Genomic DNA, 17,637 nt, shown 5'->3' with positions numbered 1-17,637 from the left:
GGATTACCCGTGCGAAGTGGCGATGATATGCGCGACATACAGGACAGCGACCAGAAGGCCCACGGTCTTACCGATAGCAAGCAGGCTATCTTTGCTGAGCACGCGGTATTCGCGTTTCTGTTGCGCCTGTGCACGCTCGATAGCATCCCAATCGACCTCAAATGTCCGTCTCGGCTTCGGTTCAGATTGACGCTGGGAGGTGTGGGATGCCGACTCAGCTCCGGTCGAATATGAGCGTGCTGATTGCCCGTACGGCGAGTTCGTAGCCCATGCGGCATTGGCCGCTTCGAGCGTGCGGTCGTACTGAGTTCGCGCCGTGGCATCGGACAAAACCGCGTAGGCGACGTTGATAGCTCGCATGACTTCAGCGGCTTCGGCGCTCGGGTTTTTGTCTGGGTGCCACTTTTGCGAAAGTGCCTTGTAGGCGGCACGAACCACCTCTGGCGGAGCATCGCGGGCAACGCTCAAGACGTCGTAATGTGTTTTGGTCTTCACTGGGCTTGTCGAACCAGAGGCGGGTGATAGATTTTCTGCTTGCGCCGCCCTCCGACTCTAACATGAGCGACGACCGCATCCACTACGCGCGCGTGCGCGCGCGAGGCGCTAGAGCATTAGCCCCCACGCCCTCTCCGACGTTAGAGAAGAGTCATGCAGCCAGCCCAAGCTATCCGACATTACCGAGGCACTGCTAGAGAATAGCCGTCACCCGCAAATCGGACGCACACAATATCTCCGGCATCCGGAGTGCGGCTACCGGCGCCCAGTAGTCGTTCGCAAGCTGTTCGTTTAAAGCTACGAACGGCGCGCCCGGATTGAAGCGAATCGGACCAGAGAGAAGATGCCAGTCCGTCATGTGCGTCACAGCTCCCGGGATGACCAGTTCGACTTGGTACAACCTCGGGCTAGGATTCCACAGCTGCATCTGTGCGATGGCTTGTGCGCGGTCTGTAATCGCAAAGGTGCAGTCCCAGCGGCTTGGCAGATGCGGGGCGATGTCCCGCCGTACTTGCTCAAGGAGAAGTTCACTGGCGAGCCGCCAACCCTTGCATGCGCCGTCAGGTGAGCCCGCGTCGAATTGATAAGTCCGAAGGGCATTACCCCAGCGACCGCGCTCCACGACGTCACCAACCGTGAATTGATGGTTGGAGATGTGAAAGAGCGGCATCGTAGCTTGCCTCGCGATTGGCGGAATTCGGTTACACCGTGGTTACACGGAACCGAAAAAGACGAAGGGGTTACAACGCGAACGCTGTAACCCCTTGATTTTACTGGTGCCGGCTGCAGGACTCGAACCCGCCACCTGATGATTACAAATCAACTGCTCTACCAGATGAGCTAAGCCGGCGTAAGCGCGAGATTCTACCTCATTTCACGATCTTGAGGCGAGGTCTGCTGCTGCCTTTCGACCCGTCTCCATCGGATTTCGGCGGTTCGTCGGCGCCTTCGGAGGGTTCCTCGTTCGCGCCGCTGTCGGCGACGGGCGTCAGCGTGGACGAAGACGCGTCGCGCGACGCACCGTCGTCGGCCTGCGCGGCATCGTCTTCGAATGCACCCGAATCCTCGGCCTCGCCGGCCACCGCATCGACCTGGAATGCCATCCCCTGACCGTTCTCCCGCGCGTAGATCGCGAGCACGTTGGCCACCGGAATCTCGATCTTGTGCGCCTTCCCGGAGAACCGGGCAGTGAACTCGATCCACTCGTTACCCATCTGCAGCTGGCTCGTCGCCTCGAAGCTGATGTTGAGCACGATCTCGCCGTCACGCACGAACTGACGCGGCACGCGCGTCGAGTTGTCGACCCTCACCGCGATATGCGGCGTGTAACCGTTATCGGTGCACCACTCGTACAGCGCGCGCAGCAGATAAGGCTTCGTTGAAATCTCTTGCATCACAATCCTCGAACCCGGAGCGAGCACGCGGCACGCCGCGCCGCCCGCTCCGTCATGCACTCATTGCATCATCAACGACGCATGACCTTTTCGGACGGCGTCAGTGCTTCGATATAGGCCGGACGGCTGAAGATCCGTTCCGCGTACTTCATCAGCGGCGCGGCATTCTTCGACAGCTCGATACCGTAGTGATCCAGACGCCACAGCAGCGGCGCGATCGCAACGTCGAGCATCGAGAACTCTTCGCCGAGCATGTACTTGTTCTTCACGAAGATCGGCGCGAGCTGCGTCAGGCGATCGCGGATCGCGAGGCGTGCCTTCTCGTGGTTCTTCTCCGCAGCCTTGCCCTTCTCGTTCTCGAGCGTGCTGACGTGAACGAACAGCTCCTTCTCGAAGTTGAGCAGGAACAGGCGCGCGCGCGCGCGCTGCACCGGATCCGCCGGCATCAGCTGCGGATGCGGGAAGCGCTCGTCGATGTATTCGTTGATGATGTTCGATTCGTACAGGATCAGGTCGCGCTCGACCAGAATCGGCACCTGACCGTACGGGTTCATCACCGAAATGTCTTCCGGCTTGTTGAACAGGTCGACGTCACGGATTTCGAAGTCCATGCCCTTCTCGAACAACACCAGCCGGCAACGCTGGGAGAACGGGCAAGTTGTGCCGGAATACAGAACCATCATATTTGCGTTTCCTCAAAAAAGCCGAGGGCCGGCACGCGGCGCAACCCCTTTCACGGGTTCCGCCTTGCGCCGGCCCCACGCCGGTCAGGCGTGTTTACTTGATATCTTTCCAGTACGCGGCATTGAGCCGCCAGGCTAGGAAAGTCAGGACACCGAGAAAGATCAGCACCCACACGCCGAGGCGTTTGCGGGTCTGCTGGGCCGGCTCGGCCATCCATGTCATATAGGCCACCAGGTCGGCTACCGCAGCATCATAATCCGCCGACGACAACGTCCCCGGCGTGACCTGCTGGAAGCCGACGAGCGTGTGGACCTTCTCGCCCGTCTCCTCGTCCGTCTTGTCTTCGAATTTGGCCGTGCGCTGCCCCTGCAGTTGCCACAATACGTTGGGCATGCCGACGTTCTCGAACACCGCGTTGTTCCAGCCGGTCGGCCGCGTATCGTCGCGGTAGAAACCGCGCAGATACGTATACAGCCAGTCGCGGCCGCGCGCCCGCTCCTCGACCGACAGGTCGGGCGGCGTGGTGCCGAGCCAGGTCTTCGCGTCTTCGGGCCGCATCGCAACGGACATCGTGTTCCCGACCTTGTCGGTCGTGAACAGGAGATTCGTTTCGATCTCCTTCTGGGATATGCCCAGATCCGTCAGACGGTTGTAGCGCATCAGGTTCGCGCTGTGGCAGTTCAGGCAATAGTTTACAAACAATTGCGCGCCGTGTTGAAGCGAAACGAGATTTTCCGTGTTATCGGGCGCCCGGTCGAGCGGAAAATTACCTTCCGCACGTGCGGCGGGCGCCACGAGCAGCGCAACGGCCGTCACCCCGATCAGCGCGAGCGTCGAAAGCAGTTTCTTCATGTCGTTCTCTCCTCGCTCACGTTAATGGGGCTTGAAGCGCACCCGCTCCGGCGGCTGCTTGAACGTGCCAAGCGGCGTCCAGACGGGCATGCCGAGGAAGAACGCGAAGTAGATCAGCGCGCAGCCCTGCGCAATCAGCGTCGCGGCCGGCGATGGCGGCCGTGTGCCGAGGAACGCGAGGGTCAGGAACGCCGCGACGAAGATCCCGAGGAACACCTTGTGGAACAGCGGCCGGTAGCGGATCGACTTCACCGGGCTGCGGTCGAGCCACGGCAGGAAGAACAGCGTGATCACCGCCGAGCCCATCACGACGACACCCCAGAACTTCGACTCCGTCAGGAACATGAACACGACGATCGCCGCGGCCAGCACCGGCAGCCCGGCCTTCCACTTGCCGCGCGCACGGATCAGCGCCAGCACGCCGAGCAGCGCGATCACGATCATCAGCACGATCTTGAACGGGTCGGTGGTCGCGCGCAGCATCGCGTAGAACGCGGTGAAATACCAGACCGGCGCGATCTCGGGCGGCGTCTGCAGCGGGTTCGCCGGCACGAAGTTGTTCGACTCCAGGAAGTAGCCGCCCATCTCCGGCGCGAAGAACACGATCAGCGCGAACACCATCAGGAACACGCAGACGCCGAAGAAATCGTGCACCGAGTAGTACGGATGGAACGGGATGCCGTCGAGCGGAATGCCGTTCTCGTCCTTCTTCGCCTTGATCTCGATGCCGTCCGGGTTATTTGACCCCACTTCGTGAAGTGCGACCAGGTGCGCGATCACGAGGCCGACCAGCACGAGCGGAATCGCGATCACGTGGAACGCGAAGAACCGGTTCAGCGTGACGTCGGACACGACGTAGTCGCCGCGAATCCACAGCGACAGGTCCGGGCCGACGAACGGGATCGCCGAGAACAGGTTCACGATCACCTGCGCGCCCCAGAACGACATCTGGCCCCACGGCAGCAGATAGCCGAAGAACGCCTCGGCCATCAGGCACAGGAAGATCGCGCAGCCGAAGATCCACACGAGTTCGCGCGGCTTGCGGTACGACCCGTACATCAGCCCGCGGAACATGTGCAGATACACGACGACGAAGAACATCGATGCGCCGGTCGAGTGCATGTAGCGGATCAGCCAGCCCCATGGCACCTCGCGCATGATGTACTCGACCGACGAGAACGCCAGCGTCGAGTCGGGCTTGTAGTTCATCGTCAGGAAAATGCCCGTGACGATCTGGTTGACGAGCACGAGCAGCGCGAGGGAGCCGAAGAAGTACCAGAAGTTGAAGTTCTTCGGCGCGTAGTACTCGGAAACGTGCTTTTTCCAGGTGGACGTGAGCGGGAAGCGCTGATCGATCCAGCCGGTGAGACCTGTCGTGGAGACTTCCTTGTTGTCGGCCATCACGCTTCTCCTTTCTCGTCCTTGCCGATCACGAGGGTCGTCGCCGACGTGAACATGTAGGGCGGGATGTCGAGATTCTGAGGCGCCGGCTTGTTCTTGAACACACGGCCGGCGAGGTCGTAGGTCGAACCGTGACACGGGCACAGGAAACCGCCCGGCCAGTCGTCCGGCAGGTTCGGCTGCGGACCCGGCGTGAAGCGTTGGCTTGGCGTGCAGCCGAGGTGTGTACACACGGCCATCACGACGAGAATGTTCTTGCGATCGGTGCGCGAACGGTACTCGTTCGCGCAATACGCGGGCAACGGCATCGAATACGGGGATTTCGTGGTCGGATCGGCCACTTCCTTGTCGGCCTTGACCACGTCGGCCAGCATGTCGTCGGTGCGGTTCAGGATCCAGACCGGCTTGCCGCGCCACGGCACGGTAACCATCTCGCCGGGTTTCAGGCTGCTGATGTCGACCTCGACCGGCGCGCCGGCCGCTTTTGCTTTTGCGGACGGCGCCAGCGACGCCGCGAAAGGTATGACGGTGGCTACGCCTCCTACGCCACCTGCTACGGATGTCGCAATCAGCCAGGTACGGCGGCCGCTGTCGACGCGTTTCTCTTCCTTGTCTCGCATCACACGCCCCACTTCTGAGTTGGATTTTCCGTCACGACTTTCCATTCCGTCGCTAGTTTGCTCGAATGGAGTCGCCATTTACAAGGCCCGGAGATGAAAATCCGTTCGAAGTGGTTGATAGTTAAGGGTTTTCCCCCACTATAGAAGCGATTAAATCATTTCGCTTTTAAGCATCCGCTACATAGCGAAATTTCGATGCGCCGCCGCAAATCCGGCCTTCAGACCGGATTATGAATATCGATAAAAAGGTGTTCGATATCGAATTCTTCGGACAAGTGCGCGCCGAGCGCCTGGATTCCGTAGCGTTCGGTCGCATGGTGCCCCGCCGCAACGAATGCGACGCCGCTTTCGGCCGCCGCATGCGTGACGGATTCGGATACCTCGCCGGTGAGGAACACATCGGCGCCGGCATCGATCGCCGCGTCGAAATAGCTCTGCGCGGCGCCCGTGCACCACGCGATGCGGCGCAGTTGCATGTCGAGGTCGCCGAGCACGAGCGGCGTGCGACCGAGCGTGCGCTCGATCTTCGCGACGAAGTGCTCGAGCGAGACGGGCATCGGCAGCGTCGCCATCCAGCCGAGATCGCCGTCGCCGAAACGCTGCTCGCCGATCAGCCCGAGCTTCTCGCCGAGCTGCGCGTTGTTGCCGAATTCCGGGTGCGCGTCGAGCGGCAGGTGGTACGCGAACAGGTTCAGGTCGTTCGCGAGGAGCAGCTTCAGGCGCTGGTACTTGCGACCGGTGATCTGCGGCGCCTCGTTGCGCCAGAAATAGCCGTGATGGACGAGCACCGCATCCGCCCCCCATTCGAGCGCCGCCTCGAGGAAGGCGACCGATGCCGTGACGCCGGTGGCGATCTTCTCGATCTTGCGGCGCCCCTCGACCTGGAGGCCGTTCGGGCAATAGTCCTTGAAGCGCGCGATTTCAAGGGTATTGTTCAAGTACAATTCAAGTTCGATCCGATCCATATAAACCTCTAATCCATTCAGATGCTTAGACGCTTCTGGCTGTTCTTCGCGCAGGCGGTAACCGTACTGCTCGCGCTGATGTTCATCGTCGTGACGCTCAAGCCGCAATGGCTGCAACGGCAAGGACAGCTCGGCAAGCAGCTCGCCACGCCGATCGTTGCACTGCGGGAGGTCGCGCCGGGCATCGGCGGCGCACCGGCGACCACGTCGTACGCCGAGGCGGCGCAAAAGGCGATGCCGGCCGTCGTCAACGTATTCTCCAGCAAGGACGGCTCTTTGCCGCCCGATCCGCGCGCGAAAGACCCGCTGTTCCGCTACTTCTTCGGCGACCGCAACGCCCGCAAGCAGCAGGACGAACCGGCCGCCAACCTCGGCTCGGGCGTTATCGTGAGCCCGGAAGGTTACATTCTAACGAACCAGCACGTCGTGGACGGCGCCGACCAGATCGAAGTCGCGCTCGCCGACGGCCGCACGGCCACCGCGAAGGTGATCGGCAGCGACCCGGAAACCGATCTGGCGGTGCTGAAGATCAACGTGACGAATCTGCCGACGATCACGCTCGGCCGCTCCGACCAGGCTCGCGTGGGCGACGTCGTGCTCGCGATCGGCAACCCGTTCGGCGTCGGCCAGACGGTCACGATGGGGATCATCAGCGCGCTCGGCCGCAATCACCTCGGCATCAACACGTTCGAGAACTTCATCCAGACCGACGCGCCGATCAACCCCGGCAACTCGGGCGGCGCGCTGGTCGACGTGAACGGCAACCTGCTCGGCATCAACACCGCGATCTACTCGCGCTCGGGCGGCTCGCTTGGCATCGGCTTCGCGATCCCCGTGTCGACCGCACGCACCGTGCTCGAAAGCATCATCACGAACGGCTCGGTCACGCGCGGCTGGATCGGCGTCGAGCCGCAGGACGTCACGCCGGAGATCGCCGAGTCGTTCGGGCTGTCGCAGAAATCGGGCGCGATCGTCGCGGGCGTGCTGCAGGGCGGCCCGGCCGACAAGGCCGGCATCAAGCCGGGCGACATCCTCGTCAGCGTGAACGGCGACGAAATCACCGACACGACGAAGCTGCTGAACACCGTCGCGCAGATCAAGCCGGGCACGCCGACCAAGGTGCACGTCGTGCGCAAGGGCAAGGAGTTCGACGTGAACGTCGTGATCGGCAAGCGCCCGCCGCCGCCGAAACAGACGCTCGACGATCAGGACAGCGACTCCGAATGACGCCCGCCGGGCGGCGCGGCCGCGCCGCCGCGGGATGGAGCCGGACATGAAAAAAGGGCAGCCGATCCGGCTGCCCTGTTGCTTTGCATCGCATGTCTTTCCCGGCGGCGGTGAACCTCTCCGCCCGCTCGCCGTGCGCGCCGTCCGCGCGGCCCCCGGCGTTGAAGCATCGCCGGGGGCCGTCACACACGGCGCCTTCGTCAACCCGCGGCGCCATTCTCCGCTTCGGTCTCTTCCGTCGGCTTCGGCACGAAGAACCGTGCGGCCAGCAGCCCGATCTCGAACAGCACGATGAGCGGCAGCGCGAGCATCAGTTGCGAGAACACGTCCGGCGGCGTGACGACCGCCGCGACGATGAACGCGCCGACGATCACGTACGGCCGGATCTCCTTCAGCTTCTTCACCGTCAGCACGCCCATGCGCACGAGCAGCACGACGATGATCGGCACCTCGAACGTGACCCCGAATGCGATGAACATCCCGAGCACGAAGCTCAGGTAGTTGTCGATGTCGGTCGACATCTCCGCACCGAGCGGCGCGTTGTAGTGCGCCATCACGCGGAAGATCGTCGGGAAGACGAGGAAGTACGCGAACGCCATCCCGCACAGGAACAGGAAGTAGCTGCTGCCGACGAGCGGCACGACGAGCTTCTTCTCGTGCTGGTACAGCCCCGGCGCGACGAACGCCCAGATCTGGTACAGCACGACCGGCAGCGCGATCACGAGCGCGACGAGCATCGTGACCTTCATCGGCACGAAGAACGAGCCGGTGACGTCGGTCACGATCATCCTGCCGCCCTTCGGCAGGTTCTCCATCAGCGGCCGCGCGAGCAGCCGGAAGATGTCGGGCGCCCAGTAGACGAGCCCGAGAAACACGACGATCACGGCCAGCCCCGCGCGAATGATGCGATCGCGAAGCTCGACGAGATGGGAAATAAAGGTTTCTTCCGGGGCATCGCCCGGATTCTGCTGGGGGTCGCTCACACCGGCCCTCGGTAGGATTGACGAGCGAGCATGCGCTCGGCTCAGAAGAAGCGCGTCGGCCGGCGCAGGCTGGCCGGCTGGTGGCGCGCGACACGCGCGGCGCCCGACTGCACGTGCGTGCGGCGGGTGGTCGCGCGCTTGTACCAGACAGGCGTCGCCGCCTGTTTCACGCGCCAGTTGCGACGCTTCGACGCGATCGCTGCCGCGCTGCCGCGCCACGACGACGGCGCTGCGGGCGTGTCGGAGCCGTACGAGTCGGCATCGACCGAGCCATCATTGAGACCGCCGACCGCGGAATGCCACGTGTCGTTCAGTTCCTTTTCGTGCTCGCGCAGGTTGTCGTGAATCGTCGTCTCGACATTGCGCGCGGCCGCCTCGAAATCGGTCTTCATCGTGCGCAACGCGTCGAGCTCGATTTCGCGCGAGACCTCGGCCTTCACGTCGTTGATGTACCGCTGCGCGCGGCCGAACAATGCGCCCGCCGTACGCGCGACGCGCGGCAGGCGCTCGGGGCCGAGCACCACGAGCGCGACGACGCCGATCAGCGCCATCTTCGAAAGACCGAGATCCAGCATCGCGAATGCCTGTCAGCGTGCCGGCGTCAAGCCTTGTTCGAGTCGGAACGCGTCGTTTCCTTCGCGTTGACGTCGACCGAGCCCGAGCGCGGCAGTTGCTGCGCGTCCGCCGGCGTTTCGCCTTCCTTCATGCCGTCCTTGAAACCCTTCACGGCGCTGCCGAGATCGTTGCCGATATTGCGCAGCTTCTTCGTACCGAAAACCAGCGCGACGATCAGCAGCACGATCAGCCAGTGCCAAATGCTCAATCCACCCATGATGAAACCTCTCCTCAACCACGCCGCGTCGCGGCGTAAATCGCCGGCGGCACGCCGGCTTCGACTATCGATGCGGGGAAAACGCCCCGCTGCGTCAACCCATCCGCTGCCACGGGCGCGGGCCGGCCAGGATGTGCGCGTGCAGGTGGTAGACCTCCTGCCCGCCGCCGGGGCCCGTGTTGATCACCGTGCGAAACCCGGTTTCGCCGCCCGTATACGCGACGCCGAGCTGGTCGGCCAGACGCGCGACGAGCAGCATCAGCCGGCCGAGCATCGGCGCATCGGCGTCGGTCGCCGCCGACAGCGTCGGCAGGTGCCGGCGCGGAATCACGAGCACGTGTGTCTCGGCCGCCGGGCGGATGTCGCGGAACGCGACGAATTCGTCGTCCTCGTGCACCTTCGTGCTCGGGATCTCGCCCGCCGCGATCTTGCAGAACAGGCAATTCGGATCGTGACTCATGTTGCTCCTGCGAAACGCCCGCTCGCCGGTCAGAACCAGGCCTGCGGATCGAGCGTCTTGTTGTCGTTCAGGTACAGCCAACCTTTGATGATACGGTACAGCGTCCAGATCCATGTGACAAACATGATGACGAACCCGACCACCACGAACATCAGCGCGAAGCCGATCACGTACGCGATCAGCGCGCGCCAGAACGTGCGGATCTGCCACTCGAAATGGTCGGCGTACGGCGTGCCGGCCACATCGCCGCGCTTCACGTAGTTGATGATGATCGCGATGATGCCGGTGACGCCGCCCGTCAGCCAATGAATCGCGTAGAGGCCGTACAACACGTGCGTCAGCGTGCGCAATCCGTTCAGCCGCTCGGCCTCCGCGGCGCCCTGCACCGACGGCGTCGGAAACTGGCTCGGCGTATCGGTCATGATGCTACCCTCGTAAGATGACAATTCTTACAGCTTACCGCACTGTTGCCGGTGCGGCAGGCCGTCGGCTGTCACCCGCCGTTTTCCTCGCGCTCGCGGCGCTTGCGCAGCGCCTTTTCCTCGATGCCCGACAGCCCTTCGCGGCGCTCGAGCTCGGCGATCACGTCGGCCGGGCTCAGGTCGAAATGCGACAGCATCACGAGGCAGTGGAACCACAGATCGGCCACTTCGCCGACCAGCGCCGTCGGCGCGCCGCCTTGGCGCACGTCCTTCGCGGCCAGCACGACTTCGGTCGCCTCTTCGCCGATCTTCTTCAGCACCGCGTCGTCGCCCTTGTGGAACAGGCGCGATACGTACGATTGCTCGGGGTCGCCGCCCTTGCGGCTATCGATCACGGCGGCGAGGCGCAGCAGCGTGTCTTCGGTCGATTGCGTCATTTGTAGATGTGTTCGGGATCTTTCAGCACCGGATCGACCGCGACCCAGTCGCCGCTGTCCACGTTGCCTTCGAATTTCTGGAAGAAGCACGAATGCCGGCCGGTGTGGCATGCGATGCCCGACACCTGCTCGACCTTCAGCAGCACGACGTCCTCGTCGCAGTCGAGCCGCACCTCGTGCACGTGCTGCACGTGGCCCGACTCCTCGCCCTTGAACCACAGGCGCTTGCGCGAGCGCGAATAGTAGACCGCGCGCTGCGTCTCGATCGTCTTCGCCAACGCCTCGCGGTTCATCCACGCGAACATCAGCACGTCGTTCGTCGACGCTTCCTGCGCGATCACCGGCACGAGGCCGTTGTCGTCCCAGCGGACCTTGTCGAGCCACGCGGGCAGGGATTTCGTTTCCGTATTCATCACAGCCTCACCGGGATGCCCTGGTCGGACATGAAGCGTTTCGCCTCGCCGACCGTGTGCTCGCCATAGTGGAAGATGCTTGCGGCCAGCACCGCGTCGGCGCGGCCGTCCTTGATGCCGTCCGCCAGATGCTGCAGCGAACCGACGCCGCCCGATGCGATCACCGGCACCGGCACCGCGTCCGACACGCCGCGCGTGAGCGCGAGGTCGAAGCCCGACTTCGTGCCGTCGCGGTCCATGCTCGTGAGCAGGATCTCGCCCGCGCCGAGCTCGGCCATCTTGCGCGCCCATTCGATCGCGTCGAGGCCCGTGCCCTTGCGGCCGCCGTGCGTGAACACTTCCCAGCGCGGCGTCTCGCCGTCGGCCGACACGCGCTTCGCGTCGATCGCGACGACGATGCACTGCGAGCCGTACTTGTCGGCCGCGTCGCGCACGAGTTGCGGGTTCGCGACCGCCGACGAGTTCATGCTGACCTTGTCCGCGCCCGCGTTCAGGAGGCGCCGCACGTCTTCGACGGCGCGCACGCCGCCGCCGACGGTCAGCGGAATGAAGACCTGCGATGCGACGGCCTCGATGATCGGCAGGATCAGGTCGCGCTGGTCGGAGGTCGCGGTGATGTCGAGGAACGTGAGTTCGTCGGCACCCTGATCGTCATAGCGGCGAGCGATTTCGACGGGGTCGCCGGCATCGCGCAGTTCGACGAAGTTGACGCCCTTGACGACACGCCCGGCAGTCACGTCCAGGCAGGGGATGATGCGTTTAGCTAGAGCCATGATGTTGCGCCAAATGCCGCGATGGGATGGCCGGTTGCGGGCGGCCGGTTTCGGACGCCTCGCGCGAGGCGCCCGGTCGGGGCTGCGGCAGGCAGCCCCCGGCGAACGGAACGACCGCGCTTACGCGTCGTCGAGTTCGCCGTTCAGTTCGTCCGCGCGCTTTTGCGCGGCCGAGAAATCGAGGTCGCCGGAGTAGATCGCACGGCCGCAGATCACGCCTTCGACGCCGTGTTCTTCCACTTCGCAGAGGTTCTCGATGTCGGTGAGGTTCGACAGGCCGCCGCTTGCGATGACCGGAATGCCGACCGCCTGTGCGAGCTTCACCGTCGCCTCGATGTTGATACCCTGCAGCATCCCGTCGCGGCCGATGTCCGTGTAGACGATCGATTCGACGCCGTAGTCCTCGAACTTGCGCGCGAGATCGATCACTTCGTGGCCGGTCAGCTTGCTCCAGCCGTCGGTCGCGACCTTGCCGTCCTTCGCGTCGAGACCGACGATGATGCTGCCCGCGAACGCGGTGCATGCGTCCTGCAGGAAGCCCGGATCCTTCACGGCCGCGGTGCCGATGATCACGTAGGAAAGGCCTGCGTCGAGATACTTCTCGATCGTCTCGAGGCTGCGAATGCCGCCGCCGAGCTGCACGGGGATTTCGTCGCCGACTTCGTCGAGGATCGCTTCGATCGCTTCGAGATTCTTCGGCTTGCCGGCAAAAGCGCCGTTCAGGTCGACCAGATGCAGCCGCCGGGCGCCGAGATCGACCCACTTGCGGGCCATCGCCGCCGGGTCCTCGGAGAAAATCGTGGCCTGGTCCATATCGCCCTGTTTGAGGCGCACACACTGACCGTCTTTGAGATCGATGGCCGGAATCAGCAACATAGCAATCGGGTGTCGTCGTGGAAAAAGAAAAGAATCCGGCGCGCACCGGCCAACCCGGTGCCGCGCCGTCTCGCTAGTTTAGTACAACTCTTTCAGCGCTTAGGGCCTGTTCCCGCCAATAACGGGCTCGCGAACGTGCCTTTCCGGTCCCCCTGCCAGGCGCGAGGAGCGCCGTTTGGCCGAACCTGGCCAGCAACGATCGACGCCGTAACACGGCGGGAAAGACACGCCCCCCAAGCTAACAAATCATGCGCGTGACGGCCGCAACACGGGCCTTCCAGGCCCGCGAATTGTGGCACGCATGCGACGCTTACGGTTTCCAGTGTACGAAGTTGCGATACAGACGCAACCCGACCTCCGCGCTTTTCTCGGGGTGGAATTGGGTCGCGAAGAGGTTGTCCCGCGCGACCGCGGACGTAAACGGCGCACCGTACGCCGTTTCGCCGACCGTGTGCGCCGGGTTCTCCGGGCTCACGTAGTAGCTGTGTACGAAGTAGAAATAGGCGTCGTCGGGCACGCCGTCCCACAGCGGGTGCGGCTGCGATTGATGCACGCGGTTCCAGCCCATCTGCGGCACCTTGAAGCGCGAGCCGTCGTCCTGCAGCCGGCCGTCGAGTTCGAACCGCACGACCTTGCCGGGCAACAGGCCGAGGCCCTTCGTGTCGCCTTCGGCACTCCAGTCGAACAGCATCTGCTCGCCGACGCACACGCCGAGCAGCGGCTTCGTGCGCGACGCCTCGATCACCGCTTCCTGCAGCCCCGATTCGCCGAGGCAGCGCATGCAGTCCGGCATCGCGCCCTGGCCGGGCAGCACGACGCGGTCGGCCGCGCGAATCGCGGCCGGCGTGTCGACGATCGCCACGTCGGCGGCCGGTTCGGCCTTCTTGAGCGCCTGCGCGACCGAGCGCAGGTTGCCCATCCCATAATCCACAATCGCAATCGAAGTTTTCATCTCAGTGCAGGCAGTAGCGCCCTCAGTCCATTGACGATGAATTCCACCGCCAGCGCCGACAGCATCAGACCCATCAGCCGCGTGGCGATGTTGATGCCGGTGCGGCCGATCCAGTTCGCGATCGGCTCGGCGAGCCGCATCGCGATGAAACACAGCAAAGCCAGGATCGCGCCAATCGCGACAAGCCCGGCTCGCTCATACCAGTGATGCGAGTTCGCCGCGTAGATGATCACCGTGCTGATCGAGCCGGGGCCCGTGAGCAGCGGAATCGCCAGCGGCACGACCGCGATGTTGTCCTTCATCTCGGCTTCGTGGCGCTCCTCCGGCGTCGATCGCGTGTTGCCGATCTGCGCGTTCAGCATGTTGATCGCCATCAGCAACATGATGATCCCGCCGCCCACTTCGAGCGAGCCGACAGAAATGCCGAAGAAGTTGATGATCTGCTGCCCGAGCAGCGCCGTCACCGTCATCACGCAGAACACCGACACCGATGCGATCCGGATCGTGCGGCGCCGCTCGTCGTCCGTCTGCTGCGCCGTCAGGCTCAGGAAGAACGGCACCGCACCGACCGGGTTGATCAGCGCAAGCAGCGAAATGAACGATTTGAGCAGATCCATCGCAAGCCGGCGCAGCGCGCCGAAGCCGTGAGGTTGTCCCGGGCGCGGCCCGTCACGAAATCAGAGGCTGCCCTTCGTCGACGGAATCTGCCCCGCCGCACGCTCGTCGAGCTCCACCGCCGCGCGCAGCGCCCGGCCGAAGGCCTTGAACACCGTTTCGAGCTGATGGTGCGCGTTGATCCCGCGCAGGTTGTCGATGTGCAGCGTGACGCCCGCGTGGTTCACGAACCCGCGGAAGAACTCGATCGACAGGTCGACGTCGAACGTGCCGATCCGCGCGCGCGTGAACGGCACGTGGAATTCGAGACCCGGGCGACCCGAGAAATCGATCACGACGCGCGACAGCGCCTCGTCGAGCGGCACGTACGAATGGCCGTAACGGCGGATGCCCTTCCGGTCGCCGATCGCCTTCGCGACGGCCTGACCGAGCGTGATGCCGACGTCCTCGACCGTATGGTGATCGTCGATGTGCGTGTCGCCATGCGCTTCAACCTCGAGATCGACCAGACCGTGTCGCGCGATCTGGTCGAGCATATGGTCGAGAAACGGCACGCCGGTAGCCAGCTTCTGCTGGCCCGTGCCGTCGAGATCGAGCTTCACACGGATCTGCGTTTCGCTGGTATTGCGAACGACTTCCGCCACACGCATGGCAATTCCTTGAATGAGTCTGATGTAAATGGGGATTGATCATCGCGCGCCGCCGCGCCCTGGGCTCAACCGGGCAGCGCGAGTTTCAAAGCCGCCAGCAAGCGTGCATTTTCGTCGGGAGAACCGACGGTCAGCCGCACGCATTCGGCCAGCAACGGATGCATTTTACTCACGTTTTTGATCAACACCCGCTCGGTGAGCAGCGCATCGAACACGGTCGCCGCGTCCGGCACGCGCACCAGCAGGAAGTTGCCGGCGCTCGGATACACCGTCGTGCCCGGCAGCGCGGCCACGGCCTGCGCGAGGCGCGCGCGTTCCGCGCGCAGTTCGGCCGCCTGCGCATCGAGCACGTCGAGGTGATCGAGCAGGAAATCGGCGGTCGCCTGGGTCAGCACGTTGATGTTGTACGGCGGACGCACCTTGTCGAACTCGGTCAGCCAGGCCGGCAGCCCGGCGAGATAGCCGAGGCGGATGCCCGCGAGGCCGAGCTTCGACACCGTGCGCATCACGACGACGTTGTCGAATTCGGCGGCGCGCGGCAGCCACGAACGCTCCGCGAACGGCTGGTACGCCTCGTCGATCACGATCAGGCTGTGGCGCGCGGCCGCGATGATGCGCTCGACGTCGGCTTCGTCGTACAGCGTGCCGGTCGGGTTGTTCGGATACGCGAGATAGACGAGCGCGGGCCGGTGCGCGTCGATTGCCGCGATCATCGCGTCGGCGTCGAGCGTCAGGTCGGCCTTCAGCGGCACGCCGACGAATTCGAGCTGCGCGAACTTCGCGGACAGTTCGTACATCACGAAGCCCGGCACCGGCGCGAGCACCTTCGCGCCCGGCTTCGCGCACGCCACCGACATCATGCTGATGATTTCGTCCGACCCGTTGCCGAGCAGCACGTCGCATGCGGCCGGCACGCCCATCGCGTGGCGCAGCTTGTCGAGCAGCGCGCCCGGGCGCGGCGCCGGGTAGCGGTTCAGCGCGACCTGCGCGAGGCGCTCGCCGAGCGCCGCGGCGAGCGGTGCGGGCAGCGAATACGGGTTCTCCATCGCGTCGAGCTTCACGAACCCGCTCGCGTCCGGCACCGGGTAGCTCGTCATCGCGAGCACGTCGCGGCGGATGATGTCTTGTGGCGTCGTCATGGTCTCAAGCCGGCGTGCGTCGCGCCGGCGTCAAATGGTCGGCAAGGCGGCGGCTGCCGCCTTGCACGGGTCTCCTGGCCGACCGGAACCGATGCTTCGGCATCGGCTCCGGCGCGCGTGTCACCCCTTCATCCGGAGTTCGGCGCTGCGCGCGTGCGCCTGCAGGCCCTCGCCGTACGCGAGCTCGGATGCGATTTCACCCAGCGTCTGCGCACCTTCGGCGCTGACTTCGATCAGGCTCGAGCGCTTGATGAAGTCGTACACGCCGAGCGGCGACGAGAAGCGCGCGGTGCGCGACGTCGGCAGCACGTGGTTCGGGCCGGCGCAGTAGTCGCCGAGGCTTTCGCTCGTGTAGCGGCCGAGGAAGATCGCGCCCGCGTGGCGGATCTGCTGGCCCCATTGCTGCGGCTCCAGCGCGGAAATCTCGAGGTGCTCGGGCGCGATCTCGTTCGCGATCCGGCACGCTTCGGCCATGTCGCGCACCTTGATCAGCGCGCCGCGGCCTTCGAGCGATGCGCGAATCACGTCCTGGCGCGGCATCGTCGGCAGCAGCTCGTCGATCGCCTTCCCGACGCGCTCGAGGAACGCGGCGTCCGGGCACAGCAGGATCGACTGCGCGAGCTCGTCGTGTTCGGCCTGCGAGAACAGGTCCATCGCGACCCAGCTCGGATCGGTCGTGCCGTCGCACAGCACGAGGATTTCCGACGGGCCGGCGATCATGTCGATGCCGACCGTGCCGAACACGCGGCGCTTTGCGGACGCGACGTACGCGTTGCCCGGCCCGCAGATCTTGTCGACCGCCGGCACCGTGGCCGTGCCGTATGCCAGCGCGCCGACCGCCTGCGCGCCGCCGATCGTGAACACGCGATCGACGCCGCCGAGCAGCGCCGCGGCGAGCACGAGGTCGTTCTTCACGCCGTCCGGGGTCGGCACGACCATCACGATCTCGCCGACGCCCGCGACCCGCGCGGGAATCGCGTTCATCAGCACCGACGACGGATAGGCCGCCTTGCCGCCCGGCACGTACAGGCCGACGCGGTCGAGCGGCGTGACCTTCTGGCCGAGCACCGTGCCGTCGCTTTCCGTGTACTGCCAGCTATGCGTGCCGCACTCGATCTTCTGCTTCTCGTGGTACGCGCGCACGCGCGCAGCCGCGGCTTCCAGTGCCGCGCGCGCCTTCGGCGCGAGGCCGTCGAGCGCCGTCTGCAACGCATCCTGCGGCAGTTCGAGCGCGGCGACGCTGTTCGCGTTCAGCCGGTCGAAGCGGTTCGTGTACTCGAGCACCGCGGCGTCGCCGCGCGACTTCACGTCGGCGAGAATCTGCGCGACCGATTGCTCGATCGCCTCGTCCTCGCTCGCCTCGAATGCGAGCACCGCACGCAGCGCGGCATCGAAGCCTTCGCTCGTCGAATCGAGTTTGCGGATGGTGATGGCCATGGGAGTTCCG

At 64.5% G+C, this 17,637-nt stretch carries 23 protein-coding genes and 1 tRNA gene; 1 reads left to right on the top strand and 23 read right to left on the bottom strand.

Annotated elements, in window-relative coordinates; genetic code table 11:
- Positions 1–3 precede the first annotated feature (3 nt).
- The 9 genes from DCN14_RS16315 to DCN14_RS16275 form a co-directional block, all read right to left on the bottom strand.
- Positions 4–495: a J domain-containing protein gene (locus DCN14_RS16315; protein WP_096504283.1), complete on the bottom strand. Its 492-nt coding sequence runs from the start codon at positions 493–495 to the stop codon at positions 4–6.
- 193 nt (positions 496–688) lie between these two features.
- On the bottom strand, positions 689–1,165 hold the full coding sequence (locus tag DCN14_RS16310; protein ID WP_096504281.1) for a hypothetical protein: 477 nt from the start codon (positions 1,163–1,165) through the stop codon (positions 689–691).
- Positions 1,166–1,269: 104 nt separating this feature from the next.
- Positions 1,270–1,345 (bottom strand) — tRNA-Thr (locus DCN14_RS16305).
- A gap of 19 nt (positions 1,346–1,364) precedes the next feature.
- Complete coding sequence (locus DCN14_RS16300) at positions 1,365–1,889, bottom strand: ClpXP protease specificity-enhancing factor (protein ID WP_096504279.1); 525 nt, start codon at positions 1,887–1,889, stop codon at positions 1,365–1,367.
- A gap of 71 nt (positions 1,890–1,960) precedes the next feature.
- Positions 1,961–2,572 carry a glutathione S-transferase N-terminal domain-containing protein gene (locus DCN14_RS16295; RefSeq protein ID WP_006400565.1) on the bottom strand — a complete coding sequence of 204 codons (612 nt, stop codon included), beginning with the start codon at positions 2,570–2,572 and terminating at the stop codon, positions 1,961–1,963.
- A gap of 94 nt (positions 2,573–2,666) precedes the next feature.
- A complete protein-coding gene (locus tag DCN14_RS16290; protein WP_096504277.1) occupies positions 2,667–3,425 on the bottom strand; it encodes a cytochrome c1 in 759 nt (252 codons plus the stop codon).
- 21 nt (positions 3,426–3,446) lie between these two features.
- A complete protein-coding gene (locus tag DCN14_RS16285) occupies positions 3,447–4,829 on the bottom strand; it encodes a cytochrome bc complex cytochrome b subunit (protein WP_096504275.1) in 1,383 nt (460 codons plus the stop codon).
- Positions 4,826–5,446, bottom strand: a complete 621-nt coding sequence (gene petA, locus DCN14_RS16280; protein ID WP_096504273.1) for a ubiquinol-cytochrome c reductase iron-sulfur subunit — start codon at positions 5,444–5,446, stop codon at positions 4,826–4,828. Before petA ends, DCN14_RS16285 begins: the two co-directional genes overlap by 4 nt.
- A gap of 218 nt (positions 5,447–5,664) precedes the next feature.
- Positions 5,665–6,411: a Nif3-like dinuclear metal center hexameric protein gene (locus tag DCN14_RS16275; RefSeq protein ID WP_096504271.1), complete on the bottom strand. Its 747-nt coding sequence runs from the start codon at positions 6,409–6,411 to the stop codon at positions 5,665–5,667.
- A 21-nt stretch (positions 6,412–6,432) separates the two neighbouring features.
- On the opposite strand from DCN14_RS16275, the gene DCN14_RS16270 reads away from it, so the two are divergent.
- The gene (locus DCN14_RS16270) at positions 6,433–7,638 is read left to right on the top strand and encodes a Do family serine endopeptidase (RefSeq protein ID WP_096504269.1); all 1,206 of its coding nucleotides are present in this window, start codon (positions 6,433–6,435) and stop codon (positions 7,636–7,638) included.
- 200 nt (positions 7,639–7,838) lie between these two features.
- Here DCN14_RS16270 and tatC read toward each other — a convergent pair whose 3' ends face one another.
- The 14 genes from tatC to hisD form a co-directional block, all read right to left on the bottom strand.
- Complete coding sequence (tatC, locus tag DCN14_RS16265; protein ID WP_096504267.1) at positions 7,839–8,621, bottom strand: twin-arginine translocase subunit TatC; 783 nt, start codon at positions 8,619–8,621, stop codon at positions 7,839–7,841.
- Between the two features lie 41 nt (positions 8,622–8,662).
- On the bottom strand, positions 8,663–9,196 hold the full coding sequence (gene tatB, locus DCN14_RS16260; RefSeq protein WP_096504265.1) for a Sec-independent protein translocase protein TatB: 534 nt from the start codon (positions 9,194–9,196) through the stop codon (positions 8,663–8,665).
- A 26-nt stretch (positions 9,197–9,222) separates the two neighbouring features.
- The gene (gene tatA / locus DCN14_RS16255; RefSeq protein ID WP_034183658.1) at positions 9,223–9,453 is read right to left on the bottom strand and encodes a Sec-independent protein translocase subunit TatA; all 231 of its coding nucleotides are present in this window, start codon (positions 9,451–9,453) and stop codon (positions 9,223–9,225) included.
- Between the two features lie 94 nt (positions 9,454–9,547).
- The gene (locus DCN14_RS16250; RefSeq protein WP_096504263.1) at positions 9,548–9,913 is read right to left on the bottom strand and encodes a histidine triad nucleotide-binding protein; all 366 of its coding nucleotides are present in this window, start codon (positions 9,911–9,913) and stop codon (positions 9,548–9,550) included.
- 29 nt (positions 9,914–9,942) lie between these two features.
- On the bottom strand, positions 9,943–10,335 hold the full coding sequence (locus DCN14_RS16245; protein ID WP_096504261.1) for a hypothetical protein: 393 nt from the start codon (positions 10,333–10,335) through the stop codon (positions 9,943–9,945).
- Positions 10,336–10,406: 71 nt separating this feature from the next.
- Entirely contained in the window at positions 10,407–10,772 is a 366-nt protein-coding gene (locus DCN14_RS16240) for a phosphoribosyl-ATP diphosphatase (RefSeq protein WP_044845953.1), read from the bottom strand.
- On the bottom strand, positions 10,769–11,185 hold the full coding sequence (gene hisI / locus DCN14_RS16235; RefSeq protein WP_048251404.1) for a phosphoribosyl-AMP cyclohydrolase: 417 nt from the start codon (positions 11,183–11,185) through the stop codon (positions 10,769–10,771). Before hisI ends, DCN14_RS16240 begins: the two co-directional genes overlap by 4 nt.
- On the bottom strand, positions 11,185–11,958 hold the full coding sequence (hisF, locus tag DCN14_RS16230) for an imidazole glycerol phosphate synthase subunit HisF (protein ID WP_096504259.1): 774 nt from the start codon (positions 11,956–11,958) through the stop codon (positions 11,185–11,187). Before hisF ends, hisI begins: the two co-directional genes overlap by 1 nt.
- A gap of 120 nt (positions 11,959–12,078) precedes the next feature.
- The gene (hisA, locus tag DCN14_RS16225) at positions 12,079–12,834 is read right to left on the bottom strand and encodes a 1-(5-phosphoribosyl)-5-[(5-phosphoribosylamino)methylideneamino]imidazole-4-carboxamide isomerase (protein ID WP_096504257.1); all 756 of its coding nucleotides are present in this window, start codon (positions 12,832–12,834) and stop codon (positions 12,079–12,081) included.
- A 310-nt stretch (positions 12,835–13,144) separates the two neighbouring features.
- The gene (gene hisH, locus DCN14_RS16220; protein ID WP_096504255.1) at positions 13,145–13,786 is read right to left on the bottom strand and encodes an imidazole glycerol phosphate synthase subunit HisH; all 642 of its coding nucleotides are present in this window, start codon (positions 13,784–13,786) and stop codon (positions 13,145–13,147) included.
- Positions 13,783–14,403 carry a YchE family NAAT transporter gene (locus DCN14_RS16215; protein WP_096504253.1) on the bottom strand — a complete coding sequence of 207 codons (621 nt, stop codon included), beginning with the start codon at positions 14,401–14,403 and terminating at the stop codon, positions 13,783–13,785. Before DCN14_RS16215 ends, hisH begins: the two co-directional genes overlap by 4 nt.
- Positions 14,404–14,463: 60 nt before the next feature.
- Entirely contained in the window at positions 14,464–15,051 is a 588-nt protein-coding gene (gene hisB, locus DCN14_RS16210; RefSeq protein ID WP_006477126.1) for an imidazoleglycerol-phosphate dehydratase HisB, read from the bottom strand.
- 65 nt (positions 15,052–15,116) lie between these two features.
- On the bottom strand, positions 15,117–16,190 hold the full coding sequence (gene hisC / locus DCN14_RS16205) for a histidinol-phosphate transaminase (protein ID WP_096504251.1): 1,074 nt from the start codon (positions 16,188–16,190) through the stop codon (positions 15,117–15,119).
- Positions 16,191–16,310: 120 nt separating this feature from the next.
- Positions 16,311–17,627, bottom strand: a complete 1,317-nt coding sequence (gene hisD / locus DCN14_RS16200; protein ID WP_096504249.1) for a histidinol dehydrogenase — start codon at positions 17,625–17,627, stop codon at positions 16,311–16,313.
- Positions 17,628–17,637 lie beyond the last annotated feature (10 nt).

This window comes from Burkholderia sp. IDO3, from assembly GCF_003366075.1.
Lineage (GTDB): Bacteria > Pseudomonadota > Gammaproteobacteria > Burkholderiales > Burkholderiaceae > Burkholderia > Burkholderia anthina.
Note: the sequence above shows the minus strand (reverse complement) of the source record. Positions and strands in the feature narration are given on the sequence as shown.